The following is a 14,335-nucleotide window of genomic DNA, read 5'->3' on the forward strand; positions in this document are numbered from 1 at the left end:
CTGGATTTTGAAATAGGGATGGCAATATTTAATTTGTTTAGCGGTGGTGAATAGGCAAAACAATCCCGTTAGCGCATGCTAAATGCGATGGGATTGTTGAGGGACTGTTAATAAATATTGCCAATATTGGTTAATTATTGCAGGAAATTGATTCTTTTAAAGATAATTGCTTCGATATTTTAATAATAATTATATTTAGCCTGATGATTTCATTACAGTCGGCTACAAATTCTGATATTCTGATCTATTTTTTGAGCGAGGAGGCAGTAAGCGTGGTTTTTGGTCAAGACATTAACGAAGCAACCTTTAAACGGATTAGTGAATTTAATGCACTGCTTACCTGTAATCCTTTTATAGGTTTTAGGACGACAGTTCTTGCCTATACCACGCTTAGCGTTTTTTATTCACCGATAGAAGTGATGCAATCGGTATTACCTGGAAGCACTGGTTTTGAAAAGATTTCTGCTTATTTGCATCTGCTGAATGCAGAAGCTACGAAGTACTATTCTCTGAAGCAAAGACGGATAGAAATCCCTATCTGCTATGGGGGAATTTTCGGTCCCGATTTACAGGAGATAGCTACTTTTAACCGATTATCTGCGGAGGAAGTTATTCATTTGCACAGCAGTGCAGTTTATAAAGTTTATATGATTGGCTTTGTTCCAGGATTTGCTTATATGGGGGGGATGGACGAGCGGCTGGCTACTCCAAGAAAGGCGCAACCCAGACAGGCAGTACATGCAGGTTCGGTTGGAATTGCCGGAAAGCAAACCGGCATTTACCCGCTAAGTATTCCGGGTGGATGGCAAATTTTAGGGCGAACACCAATCCATTTATTCGATATCAACCGAATGCGGCCTTCATTTTTAGAGGCTGGTGATGAGGTGCGGTTTAAGGCTATTGATGAGCAGCGATACTATGAATTGAGTAATCTTAAAGATGGCCATCAGGATCATTAGGGCGGGCGTTTTAACAACGGTACAGGATTTGGGCCGGCCCATGTTTCGAGGTCAGGCGGTACCTACTTCAGGTGCTATGGATCAACTTTCTGCCCGGCTGGCCAATAAGGCAGTTGGCAATCCGGATGGTTCAGCCTTAATTGAATTTAATTACGGTGGAGCTTCATTTTTTGTTGAGTGTGACTTGCTTATTGCCTATAGTGGATATGGTGCCATATACACTGTTAATGGTGTTGATTTACCCTGTAATCGTCCTCTTTTCATACCTGCAGGTACAAGTATTACACTGAAGGAAAATCTGCAGGGTTCGAGATCTTACCTGGCCGTAGCCGGGGGATGGAAGGTAACGGAGATCATGGGGAGTAGAAGCACCTATCTCTCTGGCGGCTTCGGCGGTTTTGAGGGGCGAGCATTAGAAGCCAATGATTTGCTTATCAATGAGGCCTGTATGAGTCCATTGTCTAAATCTATTTTAGAGCACTTAAAAAGCAGTGAAATTAATTTTCCTAAATGGAGCATTTCTGATTCCCGTTTTGTTCTCAAAAATGAGGTAAGAGTAGTGCCCGCGCAGGAGTTTTTATGGTTTGATGCGATTTCGATTATAAGCCTGCTTACTAAATCTTTTGTGGTAAATGCTCAGGGGAACCGTATGGGGATACCTATTGATGGTCCATTGATGAGTAGAAGAAAAACTGATGAGCTGTTATCGACTGCAGTTACTATCGGTACAATTCAGGTTACCGGAAACGGAAATCTTGTTTTACTAATGGCTGATGCGCAAACAACCGGTGGTTATCCACGAATTGCTCAAGTAGCCTCGGTTGATTTGGTAGCTTGCGCACAAATGAGGCCGAATAAAGAGATTTTTTTTAAAGAAATTAGTAGCGATGAAGCAGAAGAGCTGTATCTTGAACGTGAAATGCATCTTAAGCAGCTCGATGCTACAATTGCCTATAAATTTATGATTGAATGATAAAAACTGTTGATCTAAACTGCGATCTGGGGGAGGCTTTTGGCAATTATTCGATGCCTAATGATAGCTTGCTGATGGATTACATATCCTCTGCTAATATTGCCTGTGGTTTTCATGCGGGCGATGCCCAGGTAATGGAGGAAACCATCAAACTGGCAATAACCAGAAAGGTGGCTATTGGTGCACATCCGGGTTTTCCGGATTTACAGGGTTTTGGTCGCAGGGAAATTAAGTGTTCTCCGCGGGAAGTTTACCAGATTACCTTGTATCAAATTGGCGCGTTATATGCTTTCGTAAAAGCAGCAGGAGCCAAACTTAACCATGTAAAACCGCACGGGGCCTTGTATAACATGGCTGCCAGGGAATATCCTTTGGCTCAGGCGATTGCCAATGCAGTTAAAGATTTTGATGAGAATTTAATTGTATATGGGCTTGCAGGTAGTCAGCTGATCAATGCTGCAAGGGAACTTGGATTGAGAACAGCATCTGAAGTTTTTGCCGACCGCACGTATCAGGATGATGGTTCACTTACACCGAGGTCGCAACACAACTCTGTGATAAAAGATGATCGGTTAGCTATGGCTCAGGTTTTGCAGATGGTTAATGAGCGGAAGGTAACCACGGCAAATGGGAAAACGATTTCATTGCTGGCGGAAACGATCTGTTTGCACGGCGATGGGCTTCATGCAGTTGATTTTGCCAGGGAGATAACGGCAAGTTTACAGGCTGAAAATATCATTATAAAAGCTCCGCATTCATGAAAAAGAAATATAACTGGAGCGTGCTTTTGGGTGCCGCCTTTTTAATGGCTTCTTCGGCTATTGGACCAGGGTTTTTAACCCAGACAGCTGTATTTACCGAACAGCTAGGTGCCAGCTTCGCATTTGTAATCCTACTGTCGATCGTTTTAGATGCTATTGCACAATTGAACATCTGGCGGATTATTGCTGTCGCAGATCAGCCGGCACAGGAAATTGCGAACCGGGTATTTCCGGGACTGGGTTATTTTCTATCTTTTCTGGTTTTCCTGGGAGGCCTAGCTTTTAATATTGGTAATATCGCCGGTGCAGGATTAGGGTTAAACGTGCTGTTTGGGATAAGTGTACAACAAGGTGCTGTGATCAGTGCGATACTGGCGATTGGAATCTTTGTGTACAAAGAAGCGGGTAAAGCTATGGATGTGTTTGCTAAAACCATGGGTTTGATTAAAATTTGTCTGGCACTTTTCATTGCTTATATCAGTGATCCGCCGCTGGCTGAAGCAGCAATACGTTCAGTAAACCCTACGCAGTTCAGCTTTGGGGCGGTGCTCACCATTGTTGGTGGTACTGTAGGAGGCTACATTACGTTTTCAGGGGCTCATCGCTTATTAGACGCCCGGCAAACGGGGATAGAAAACCTCTCAGCTGTAAACAAGGGGGCATTAAGTGCTATTGGGCTAGCCTCATTAATGCGTTTGTTGTTGTTTATCGCTGCCTTAGGGGTAATTTCTACCGGCGCTAAATTAGATCCGGCGAATCCGGCAGCATCGGTATTCCAGCTGGCAAGCGGACAGTTTGGTTATAAAGTTTTTGGTGTGGTTATATGGGCTGCAGGAATATCTTCAGTGGTTGGTTCGGCTTATACTTCAATTTCTTTCATTAAGAGTTTCCACCCTTTTATATTAAAATATCACAAAGTCATCATTATTGTTTTTATCATCAGCTCTTGTATCATATTTCTGATTGTAGGTAAACCGGTTAAAACCTTACTTGCTGTCGGCGCCATTAACGGGCTAATTTTACCTATTGCATTAGGAGTGATGCTCATTAGTGCCTACCGTACTAAAATTATTTCTAACTATAAGCAGCCTTTATGGCTGACTATAACCGGTGCAGCTGTTGTTATCACGATGATTTGGATGGGCTATGGAGCCATTGCCCAACTGTTAACTGTAAATTCGTAACCATGTTTAAGTTTTTTGCCTTTTCTCTAGTATTACTATTTTCCATTCCATTCGACAGCACAGCTCAAAAAAGCCTCGAAATAAAACCGGGGGTGTCGGAACAATTGGCGTTGAGGAGGAGCGAGCTGATCAGCAATGTCCGATATGAACTTCATTTCACTATCCCTCCACAGCTGAATGCAGCCATATCCGGAGAAGAGCAGCTTAGTTTCATTTTAAAAGATCATGTGGAGGATTTGCAAATTGATTTCAAACAGCCATCTACACATGTTAAGATGTTGAAGGTGAATGATGAACAGGTGACTGTTCAACTTGTTAATGAGCATTTGATTATTGCTGCGAAATATCTTGTAAAAGGAAAAAATGAAATTGAGATTAGTTTCATTGCGGGGAACGAATCGCTGAACCGAAATAATGAATATTTGTATGCCTTATTTGTTCCAGATCATGCCAGGAATACTTTCCCATGTTTTGATCAGCCTAACCTTAAAGCCAGTTTTGTTTTGAGCTTAACCGTTCCTGAAGGATGGAAAGCCTTAGCAAACGGAAAGCTGAAAAGCAGCAGCAGTGAAGGGGGGAATATACGGTATGATTTTGTGCAAACAGACATTTTGCCAACATATTTATTTTCATTCACTGCAGGGAAATATACCGCATTAGAGAAGAATATCCAAAAATATAACTATGCCTTCCTACACAGGGAAACTGATAGTTTAAAGATCAAATTAAGCGTTGATTCTATTTTCAAAGCCCATTCGGATGCGATTAGTTTTCTGGAAAACTGGACTGCGATTCCATTTCCTTTTCAAAAAATAGGTTTTGTTGCCGTTCCTGATTTTCAGTTTGGAGGGATGGAACATCCTGGAGAAGTACAGTATAAATCTTCCAGTTTATTTTTGGATGAGGGCGCGACCAAGGATCAGTTCATTAGCCGCTCTAATCTGATTTCTCACGAAACTGCCCACATGTGGTTTGGGGATCTGGTGACCATGAACTGGTTTAATGATGTTTGGATGAAAGAGGTTTTTGCAAATTTCATGGCAGACAAGGTGACGGAAAAATTGATGGGGAAAGAAACTTTTGATCTGAAGTTTTTACAGGATCATTATCCGGCAGCTTATGGTGTAGACCGTACATTGGGTGCAAATCCAATCAGGCAGCAGCTGGATAACCTTCAGGACGCAGGATCGATGTATGGCAACATTATCTATCACAAAGCGCCGATTATGATGCGTCAGCTAGAGCTTTTAATGGGAAAAGACAAGTTTCAGCAGGGTATCAGGACTTACCTTAAAAAATATGCTTACCGCAATGCAACATGGAATGACCTGATTAAAATTCTGGGAATGTATACGAGTGAAAACCTTGAAGCATGGAATAGGGTATGGGTAAACACAGCAGGAAGACCTGTATTTGATTACGATATTAGTTTTAAGAACAATCAGATTGATCAGTTAAAAGTTATGCAGCACGCGGAGGTTGGAGCAAATGCAGTATGGCCACAGGTTTTTAGCATAACGTTATTTTACCCTGATGGCAAAAAACAAATTGCGATTAACATGAACCAGCCTGAGGTTGAGGTAAAAGAAGCGAAGGGACTGGGCAAGCCTTTGTACATCTTATTTAACAGTGATGCGATGGGCTATGGTTTATTTCCACTGGATCCAAACAGTGCTAAGCGGTTTTCGGATTTAAAAACCCCATTGGAGCGTGCATCTGCTTATATCAATGCTTATGAAAACATGCTGGCTGGACGTAACGTGAAGCCTGCTGAATTGCTTCAACTTTTTGCCGAAAATATAAAACAGGAAAAAGACGAAATGAATCTCAGGCTTTTGGGTGGTTATATTTCGGGTATTTACTGGTCGTTCCTCAAGCCTGCTCAGCGGTTGGAGAAATCGCCAGAACTGGAAAGCGTTTTGTGGGAGACCATGCAATCTACACCGCTTTCGAACAATAAGAAAGCTTTGTTTGGAACTTATCAGAGCGTTTATATGAGTAAAGATGGAGGGATGAAGCTTGTTGAGATATGGAAAACCCAAAAGGGGCCGACAGGAATTAAGTTGACAGAAGATGATTTTACCGGCATAGCCTTCACTCTTGCGCTTAAGAGTGATACCGTTTCGAGTTATTTGAAGATACAGCGTGACAGGATTACCAATCAGGAGCGAAAAAACAGGATAAGTTTTTTAATGCCGGCGCTATCAACTGACGTAAAAGAGCGGGATTCTTTGTTTGCGAGTTTATCTGAACGGAAAAACAGGCAGAAAGAGGCATGGGTAGGCAGTGCATTAACTTATCTAAACCATCCATTAAGACAGTCGACTTCTATAAAATATTTGCCAAAGAGTCTGGAGCTTCTCGAGGAAATCAAAAATACAGGGGATATATTTTTTCCTCAATCTTGGCTTGGCGCAATTTTCAGTAGCTATCAATCAAAAGAGGCCTATCAGATTGTAACTGATTTTCTGAAAAAGTATCCTGATTATAATCCTAAGTTGAAAGGTAAAATTTTGCAGGCTACTGATCATCTTTACCGGTCGCAAAAGATTGTGCCGGATAAATAAGTGCCCTGATTAATATACTACTTTTGCGTACAGCTCTTGAAAAACCGGATCACAACCTCATTTGCTTCCTGAGGGTAAACATGCCCTCCGGGATGCTCGTATAGCACGAATGGTGTTCCTGATGTTGATGGATAAAGCGTAGCATATTTTGCATAAGCCTCTCCGGTTTTGCTGCAATTGTTGATCCTCATTACATTGTTGTACATTAGTTTCTGCCAGGCTGGTTTTACCAGTGGGTCAGTATCGCCGATAATGTGCAGGGCGGGTTTCGGTTTGAGTTGGCCGATAAGTTTCAGGGCGGCTGCAGACGATGGTGCAAATGCTGCAAAGACATTGCCCCTTACCGCCCAAAGAATGTAAGTGAAACTACCCCCGTTTGAGTGCCCGGTTGCATAGATGCGTTTTTTATCGACTTTGTAGTCGGTTTCGAATTTGGTAAGCATGCTGTCGAAAAACTTCAGGTCTCTGTCGTTCATATCGCCCGGTGCTTTTTGCCATCCGGCTCTTGCGCCCTTTGGATCGGTGATTTGGCCGGGGGTGTTAAGGCCTTGCGGGCAAACAATAATGGCCTCGGGCCATAATTTCTCAAATTGCCTTGTATTTGCCATGTTTTCCATTGTTCCGCCATGGCCATGAAACGCGAAGATGACTGGTGTAGGTTTCGTTTTCGCTGTCGCCGGGATGTATACCAAAGCCTCTCTGATGGTATCGTTTACCTTCCAATGCATGATTGTATACGAAGGTGGAGAGGGAGCTTTTGATGCTTTTACCTGTAGGGAAGAGACAATGCCTATGCTTAGCAGCATGAGCATTTTGAAATATGTGTAGAACCGTTTTTTGCTTAACATATCCATAAGACTTTCACATTGTTGGAAAGTTTAAGAAAAACCATTCCATTTGAAAAGTTTACCTTACCATATATTGGTATTTAAAGCCTTTTGATAGTTTTCCTCATCGAACTTATACAGGTTGGGTGCTTTATGTGCGCCGCCTTTCCGTAGTTCATCCAGTTTAATAAGGATGTTGTAACGAAGTATTTTTCTGTAGAAGTTGCCGCGGTTGAGTTTCTGACCCAATATCGTTTCGTAAAGTGCCTGCAACTCCGGCATGGTAAACGTTTCTGGCAGCAGGTTATAGCCAATAGGCTTGTAGCTAATATGCTCTCTGAGCGACTCCAATGCTTTTCCGATGATATGTTCGTGATCCATCACCATTTTAGGCAATTTGTAAACGGGCATCCATTCACAACGGTCGGAATAGCTATCGGTAACTGGCGTAACTTTGGTATGATCTACCAAGGCATAGTAGCCAATGGTGATAAACCTTTGCTTATGCCATAAATCATCAGGATAATCTGCGAAATAATCTTCGGAACGGTTAAGGTTGCCAAAGACACCAAAATTATTCAGAAAGATTTTTTCGGCGCCACTTCGCTCGAATAATATCCTTTGTGCTGCGTCGTCTATTGATTCGTTTTTGTTGATATACCCACCTGGGAGAATCCATTGATCGTCGCCACTCATTCTTAGAATTAACACATTCAAGGTGTTATTTATGAATCCAAATACCACGCTATCAATCGATAAGTGGGGTAAAGATTTTGCCCATAGATCGGCGCTTGCATCCTGAATTTCTCTATTAATCATCAGCTCAAGGTAACATTTTTTAGGGGATCTAAATTAATAATTTGTTTTTCCAGATTAAACAAGCTAATATTGCTTCATAATGAAGCAATAATAAAATTTTTAGATTTTTTCTAACCAATCTTTATTTCTCATCAGGTTTGTATTGCATTGTTAGCACTTAAGATTATCAGATACTTAACCGTTTGTTTAATGATGAGCACTCCAGAACGTATTTTTAAATTTAGGTAGATGAATTATTTAACCCATTTTGATGACTTCGTTATGAAGCTTGAAACTTCAATCACATTGAATAATAATAATATATAAATCATGAAAAAGAACGACGTAAACAGGGTGCTCAAGCTTTCGCTGCTGGGGGCAATGGTATTGTCAAATATCTCGTGGAAAAATGCCGGCGATAAAAACAAAAATCCTATTGCTACGCTTACCATTAATGGTTTCACATTTGCAGATTTAAATAAGAACGGGAAGTTGGATAAATACGAGGATTACAGATTACCATTGGGCGAGCGGATAGATGATTTGATCAGCAAAATGACCGATGATGAAAAAGCATCAATGCTGATGGGTACAGGAATGCCTGGTTTTGACGGCTTAACACCGGTAGTTGGCGCAATAGAAGGCCGTGTTCCTGGCGCTGCTGGTGGTACCTACGAAATTAAACGTTTGGGTATTCCGGAAATTATTGTAGCTGATGGCCCAGCAGGGTTGCGCATTAAACCTATTCGTGATAATAATAAAAATACTTACTATTGTACCGCATTTCCAGTGGGAACGGCTTTGGCCTCTACGTGGAATCCTGAGCTAATCCAAAGTGTGGGAAAAGCAATGGGGAATGAGGTAAAAGAATATGGTGTGGATGTATTGTTAGCACCTGCGCTAAACATTCACCGTAACCCATTGAATGGCCATAATTTCGAGTACTATTCTGAAGATCCACTTGTGGCGGGAAAGATCGCTGCTGCGATGGTTAACGGAATTCAGGCGAATGGGGTAGGGACTTCGATCAAGCATTTTGCTGCGAATAACCAGGAAACCAATCGTCTTTCCATAAACGAAAACATCACTGAAAGGACCATGCGTGAGCTTTACCTGAAGGGTTTTGAGATCACTGTGAAGGAGTCAAATCCATGGACGGTGATGTCATCCTACAACTTAATTAATGGAACCTATACTTCAGCAAGACATGATTTACTGACTGATATTCTTCGGGATGAGTGGGGATTTAAGGGGATTGTGATGACAGATTGGTTTGGAGGCTATGCAGGCTTCAATTCACTGAAGGGCGGAACGAGTAATGTTGTTGCGCAACTGGAAGCCGGAAACGACCTCCTTATGCCCGGACTGCCCGCTCAGAAAACGGCCATTCTTGAAAACCTTAAGAATGGCAAACTATCGAAAACATCCGTAGATGTAAATTTGAAGCGTATTTTAGCATTGGTATTCAACTCGCCCACCATGCAAAAATACAAGTACAGCAATAAGCCTGACCTTAAAAAGAATGCTGAAGTAACGAGAAATGCTGCGGCAGAAGGCATGGTGCTGTTGAAAAATAATGATTCAGTTTTGCCTTACACCTTGAAAGCGCAACCGATTGCTGCTTTTGGCGTAACTTCTTACGAGTTTATAGCCGGTGGAACAGGTAGTGGAGATGTAAATGAAGCTTATACTGTTTCTTTAATTGAAGGGCTCGAAAAATCTCGTTATAAACTGGATAGTGATTTAAAGGACATGTATACCCCATTCGCTGCAAAGGAAAAAGCTGCTGAATTGGAAAGCCGTAAAAAACGTGGTATCCTGGCTTTACCCGAAAGGTTACCTGAACTGGATTTGAGTAAAGATTTGATCAATAAAAAAGCTGAAACCAACTCATTAGCCATTATTACCTTAGGTAGAAACTCAGGTGAAGGAGGGGACAGATCTGTTAATAATGATTTTAACCTTGCCAGTGACGAAATTACGCTAATTGATAACGTAACTGAAGCTTTTCATGCCAAAGGCAAAAAAGTTGTGGTGATATTAAATATTGGCGGTGTAATTGAAACTGCCAGCTGGAAAGACAAAGTTGACGCCATTCTTTTGTCATGGCAGCCGGGCCAGGAGGGCGGAAATTCAGTTAGTGATATTCTCTCGGGCAAGGTGACCCCGTCTGGTAAGTTAACCATGACTTTCCCTGTTAAATACGAAGATACACCATCAGCTAAAAACTGGTTAGGTACACCGTTAGACAACCCGGAGAATGTAACTTACGAAGAGGGGATATATGTTGGCTATCGTTATTTTAACACTTTCAAAGTTAAACCTTCGTTCGAATTTGGCTACGGTTTATCTTACACCAGTTTTGAATATAGTGATTTAAAACTAAGCGATAAAACTTTCAACGGAAATTTAATTGCTACGGTTACCATAAAAAACACAGGGAAAGCAGCGGGTAAGGAGATTGTTCAACTTTACCTCTCAGCGCCACACCAAAATATTGATAAGCCAGTTGCGGAACTAAAAGCCTTTGCAAAAACTAAGTTATTAAAGCCAGGACAATCGGAAACTTTACAGCTGGCGTTGTCGCCTAAAGACTTAGCTTCGTTTATGGAAAGCCAAAGTGCATGGGTTGCTGAAGCGGGTATCTATAAAATATCGGTAGGGTCGTCATCACTAAATGTGAAACAAACGGCTGAGTTCTCATTGCCAAAGGAATTATCTGTTGAGAGAGTTCATAAAGCATTTGCATCAACAAGTCCTGTTAAAGAACTTAAAAATAAATAGACCAATAAGCCGCCATTATTGATGACGGTTTAATTTTTTAACATCATTCTTCTAACATACGATGAATAACAAAACTGCAGAAAGCCAGACCAGATCAAATTACGCCGTTCCCTTAATTACCATTACCCTTTTGTTTTTTATGTGGGGTTTCATCACCTGCATGAACGACATCCTTATTCCATATTTGAAGCAGCTTTTTAAATTGAGCTTTTTTGAATCTATGCTGGTGCAGTTTTGCTTTTTTGGTGCATATTTCATCGGGTCGTTGATTTACTTTTTAATTTCTTATTTTAAAGGTGATCCTATTAACAAAGTGGGCTACAAAAAGGGTATCCTTTTTGGAATCGTGCTGGCTGCGATAGGCTGCGTATTATTTTTCCCGGCAGCAACTTATTCGGTATATCCATTATTTTTGGGTGCATTGTTTGTATTAGGTCTTGGATTTACTGTACTTCAGATTACTGCGAACGCATACGTATCTTTACTGGGGCCAGAAGACAGTGCTTCGAGCAGGTTGAACCTTACGCAAGCATTTAATGCTTTCGGAACCACCATAGCGCCGATTTTAGGTGGTCATTTAATCTTTGAGTTTTTCTCGGAAGCTGACGGAAGTTTTAGTGCTTCTGCTACGCGTATTCCCTATTTAATTTTTGCAGGTATTCTGTTGCTGGTGGGATTATTGATTTTTTATGTCAAGTTACCTTCTTTTAAACCGGATGAAGCGGAGCAAACCAAAGGCCTTGGCGTATTGAAGTTCCCGCATCTTGCGAGGGGGATCATTGCCCTTTTTTGCTATGTGGGAGCAGAAGTTGCTGTTGGTAGTTTTATCATCAGCTTTTTACACTTACCAGAAATTACCGGTTTAGAAGAGGCCGTGAGTAAGAATTATTTATCGCTTTATTGGGGAGGGGCCATGATTGGTCGCTTTGTAGGGTCAATTTCGTTGAATCATGCTTTAAGTCAATCGAAAAAGATGGTGTATATGCTTGGAACTGCTGTTTTGGTTTTTGCTGTGATTTATGGAATTGTAGATCTAACATTTTTTCAGATGAGTTTCTTTCTGGTATTTATCGCCTTAAACTTTATTGGTTTTCTTATCGGTAAATCGGCTCCGGCCAGAACGCTTGCTATTTTTTCAACCATCAACGTACTTTTACTGATCTCGGCAATGGTCAATAAAGGTGAGTTTGCGATGTACAGCATCCTTGGCATCGGGATATTTAACTCCATTATGTTTTCTAATATTTACACGCTATCGATTGCACAATTGGGGGCTTATACCAGCCAGGGTTCTTCTTTATTGGTTATGGCCATTTTAGGCGGGGCAGTGATGCCACTTGTTCAGGGTGCGGTAGCAGATCAAATCGGGGTTCATCATTCTTTTGTGCTGCCACTATTGTGCTATTTATTTATTCTTTACTTTGGTGTTTACTGTAGTAAACATCTCAAGCGAATTGAGCAGACGGAGGTGAAGGGGGGACACTAGTTGTGATTTGAAGTTTGAGCTGGGGCGATTGATGTCGGATTTTTAGTTATTTACAGGTTTAAGTATATTTTCTGTTACAATTGGTTGCATGTTTGTGAGAAATAATACTATTTTTGGTTGCGCATCTCCCTGTCCCTAACTAAAAAAAACATTTAAAGCTGAAATGACCAATAATGGCATCTCATATTCTAGTTTAACTGACAATGAGTTGTTGTATCATCTAAAGAATGATGATCATCTGGCATTTACTGAGATTTTTAAACGATACAGCGCCCTGTTATATTCAAATGCCTTTAATAAACTGCGAAATGAAAGCGATGCCAGGGATGTTGTTCAAGAAATGTTTATCAAAATCTGGACGAAGCGTGAGTCCATCCAAATGGACAACAATCTTTCCGGATATTTATTTGTGGCTTTGAGAAATGGTATTTTTAATCTGATTAAACATAACAATCTGGTTACTGCTTATGCAGATCAATTTTCACAGGCTAACGCTGACAGTGGTGTTTACACTGATACTTTGATTCGTGAGAAGCAGTTTGCCGCCATGATAGAAGCTGAAATTGCCAGCTTGCCTCCACGTATGAGAGCAGTTTTTGAGCTGAGAAGGATGGAGAACCTTTCTAATAAAGAGGTAGCAGCCCGTTTAGGAATTACAGAATCTACGGCAGCTGATCAAATGAAAAAGGCACTTAGGATATTAAAAACGAGGATTGGCTTAATCTTAGTGGTTGTACATTACCTTAACGTAAAATAAATTTTAATTCTCTATCCCCAATCTGTGTTTCACAGTTGTATTACATATAACATTCCGTAATCAACTAAATGGACGAACAGCAATTCATTGAAATTTTAGACCGGTATATTGCAGGTACAGCCAATGCTGAGGAGCAGGCCTGGCTGGAGTCTGCCTATATCAACCTGAACAAAAAATCCTTTTCTGTTTACGATGACGGTTTTCTCGATGCCCAAACCGATCAGATTTGGCATGTGGTTGCCAACGCTACACAGCGACCGAAAAAGTTGACAGGCTTGATGCCATTTATATATGCCGCCGCCGCGTTGCTTATTGTTTCGCTGGTAGCTGTTTTGGTTTATAACCAAAGTCATCCAAAATCTTATCTAACGAATCTGCCTGCAGCCAAAGATATCAAAGCAGGCAGGGATAAAGCCGTTTTGATACTTGCAAACGGTAAACGCATTGATCTGGATAAAACCGGAACCGGATATCTTGCCGATCAAACAGGAGTTAAAATATCGAAAACTGCCGACGGCCAAGTTGTATATAATATGCCTCAACAGATTGAACAAGTTGAGAAGCCTGAATATAATACCATTCAAACGCCTGCCGGGGGGCAATATCAGGTTAATTTACCAGATGGAACCAAAGTTTGGCTTAATGCTTCTTCGTCCGTAACCTTTACGACTTCATTTGAGGTTGAACGGAGGGTAAAGCTTAAGGGTGAGGCTTATTTCGAAGTGAGTAAGATTTCCGTTGATGGAAAAAGAATTCCATTTGTTGTTGAGACTCAAAATCAGAAAGTTGAGGTGCTGGGTACTCATTTCAATGTAAATGCTTACAGCGATGAGCGCACAACCAAAACCACTCTACTTGAAGGTAGCGTGAAGGTTAATGATGATGTTTTACTTCAACCTAATCAACAGGCACGGGGAAATGGATCGGACATAAAAGTATTGAGTGTAAATGCACAGAATTTTATCGACTGGAAAAATGGTGATTTCATTTTAGAGAATAATGATTTCAGGACCATTATGCGTAAGATAGCTCGCTGGTATGATGTGGAAATTGTATACAGTGATGATGCGCCTCAGAAACTCAACCTGGGGGGATGGATTTCACGCTCCAAAAATATTTCGTCCATTTTAGGAGTAATGGAGCAAACTGGAAAAGTTCATTTTAATATTGAAGGAAGGAGGATCACGGTAACCAGATAAAAATAAAACGTGGTTCTAAAAAGAAAGCCAGAAGTGGTGG

The 14,335-nt window shown here is 41.1% G+C and carries 11 protein-coding genes; 9 read left to right on the top strand and 2 right to left on the bottom strand.

The window, feature by feature from the left end:
- Positions 1-203: 203 nt before the first annotated feature.
- Genes pxpB through AC570I_RS19245 form a run of 5 tightly spaced genes read left to right on the top strand, consistent with a single transcriptional unit; the run spans position 204 to position 6,444 of the window.
- Positions 204-959, top strand: a complete 756-nt coding sequence (gene pxpB, locus AC570I_RS19225) for a 5-oxoprolinase subunit PxpB (protein WP_497406780.1) — start codon at positions 204-206, stop codon at positions 957-959.
- Complete coding sequence (locus tag AC570I_RS19230; protein WP_497406781.1) at positions 940-1,932, top strand: 5-oxoprolinase subunit C family protein; 993 nt, start codon at positions 940-942, stop codon at positions 1,930-1,932. Before pxpB ends, AC570I_RS19230 begins: the two co-directional genes overlap by 20 nt.
- A complete protein-coding gene (locus tag AC570I_RS19235) occupies positions 1,929-2,693 on the top strand; it encodes a LamB/YcsF family protein (RefSeq protein WP_047801301.1) in 765 nt (254 codons plus the stop codon). Before AC570I_RS19230 ends, AC570I_RS19235 begins: the two co-directional genes overlap by 4 nt.
- On the top strand, positions 2,690-3,877 hold the full coding sequence (locus AC570I_RS19240; protein WP_497406782.1) for an NRAMP family divalent metal transporter: 1,188 nt from the start codon (positions 2,690-2,692) through the stop codon (positions 3,875-3,877). The genes AC570I_RS19235 and AC570I_RS19240 overlap by 4 nt, the downstream gene beginning before the upstream one ends.
- Positions 3,878-3,879: 2 nt before the next feature.
- On the top strand, positions 3,880-6,444 hold the full coding sequence (locus tag AC570I_RS19245; RefSeq protein WP_497406783.1) for a M1 family metallopeptidase: 2,565 nt from the start codon (positions 3,880-3,882) through the stop codon (positions 6,442-6,444).
- Positions 6,445-6,461: 17 nt separating this feature from the next.
- Here the strand turns inward: AC570I_RS19245 and AC570I_RS19250 are convergent, their stop codons facing one another.
- On the bottom strand, positions 6,462-7,292 hold the full coding sequence (locus AC570I_RS19250) for a CE1 family esterase (RefSeq protein ID WP_497406784.1): 831 nt from the start codon (positions 7,290-7,292) through the stop codon (positions 6,462-6,464).
- A 63-nt stretch (positions 7,293-7,355) separates the two neighbouring features.
- Positions 7,356-8,090 (bottom strand): NUDIX hydrolase, encoded by a 735-nt coding sequence (locus AC570I_RS19255; RefSeq protein WP_497406785.1) that lies wholly within the window; start codon positions 8,088-8,090, stop codon positions 7,356-7,358.
- A gap of 309 nt (positions 8,091-8,399) precedes the next feature.
- Between AC570I_RS19255 and AC570I_RS19260 the strand changes: the two genes are divergently transcribed.
- From AC570I_RS19260 to AC570I_RS19275, 4 genes are all read left to right on the top strand, one after another.
- Positions 8,400-10,853 carry a glycoside hydrolase family 3 N-terminal domain-containing protein gene (locus tag AC570I_RS19260; RefSeq protein WP_497406786.1) on the top strand — a complete coding sequence of 818 codons (2,454 nt, stop codon included), beginning with the start codon at positions 8,400-8,402 and terminating at the stop codon, positions 10,851-10,853.
- Positions 10,854-10,914: 61 nt separating this feature from the next.
- Positions 10,915-12,339 (top strand): sugar MFS transporter, encoded by a 1,425-nt coding sequence (locus AC570I_RS19265; RefSeq protein ID WP_497406787.1) that lies wholly within the window; start codon positions 10,915-10,917, stop codon positions 12,337-12,339.
- 163 nt (positions 12,340-12,502) lie between these two features.
- The gene (locus AC570I_RS19270; protein WP_047801296.1) at positions 12,503-13,096 is read left to right on the top strand and encodes an RNA polymerase sigma factor; all 594 of its coding nucleotides are present in this window, start codon (positions 12,503-12,505) and stop codon (positions 13,094-13,096) included.
- Between the two features lie 68 nt (positions 13,097-13,164).
- Entirely contained in the window at positions 13,165-14,295 is a 1,131-nt protein-coding gene (locus AC570I_RS19275; protein ID WP_497406788.1) for a FecR family protein, read from the top strand.
- The last annotated feature ends 40 nt before the right edge of the window (positions 14,296-14,335 follow it).

The organism is Pedobacter sp. A2324 (genome assembly GCF_059693705.1).

What these genes read in the sequence shown, in the direction of transcription:
- pxpB (WP_497406780.1), top strand. Translation starts at nt 204, where the DNA reads ATGATTTCATTACAGTCGGCTACAAATTCTGATATTCTGATCTATTTT.
- AC570I_RS19230 (WP_497406781.1), top strand. Translation starts at nt 940, where the DNA reads ATGGCCATCAGGATCATTAGGGCGGGCGTTTTAACAACGGTACAGGAT.
- AC570I_RS19235 (WP_047801301.1), top strand. Translation starts at nt 1,929, where the DNA reads ATGATAAAAACTGTTGATCTAAACTGCGATCTGGGGGAGGCTTTTGGC.
- AC570I_RS19240 (WP_497406782.1), top strand. Translation starts at nt 2,690, where the DNA reads ATGAAAAAGAAATATAACTGGAGCGTGCTTTTGGGTGCCGCCTTTTTA.
- AC570I_RS19245 (WP_497406783.1), top strand. Translation starts at nt 3,880, where the DNA reads ATGTTTAAGTTTTTTGCCTTTTCTCTAGTATTACTATTTTCCATTCCA.
- AC570I_RS19250 (WP_497406784.1), bottom strand. Translation starts at nt 7,292, where the DNA reads ATGTTAAGCAAAAAACGGTTCTACACATATTTCAAAATGCTCATGCTG.
- AC570I_RS19255 (WP_497406785.1), bottom strand. Translation starts at nt 8,090, where the DNA reads ATGATTAATAGAGAAATTCAGGATGCAAGCGCCGATCTATGGGCAAAA.
- AC570I_RS19260 (WP_497406786.1), top strand. Translation starts at nt 8,400, where the DNA reads ATGAAAAAGAACGACGTAAACAGGGTGCTCAAGCTTTCGCTGCTGGGG.
- AC570I_RS19265 (WP_497406787.1), top strand. Translation starts at nt 10,915, where the DNA reads ATGAATAACAAAACTGCAGAAAGCCAGACCAGATCAAATTACGCCGTT.
- AC570I_RS19270 (WP_047801296.1), top strand. Translation starts at nt 12,503, where the DNA reads ATGACCAATAATGGCATCTCATATTCTAGTTTAACTGACAATGAGTTG.
- AC570I_RS19275 (WP_497406788.1), top strand. Translation starts at nt 13,165, where the DNA reads ATGGACGAACAGCAATTCATTGAAATTTTAGACCGGTATATTGCAGGT.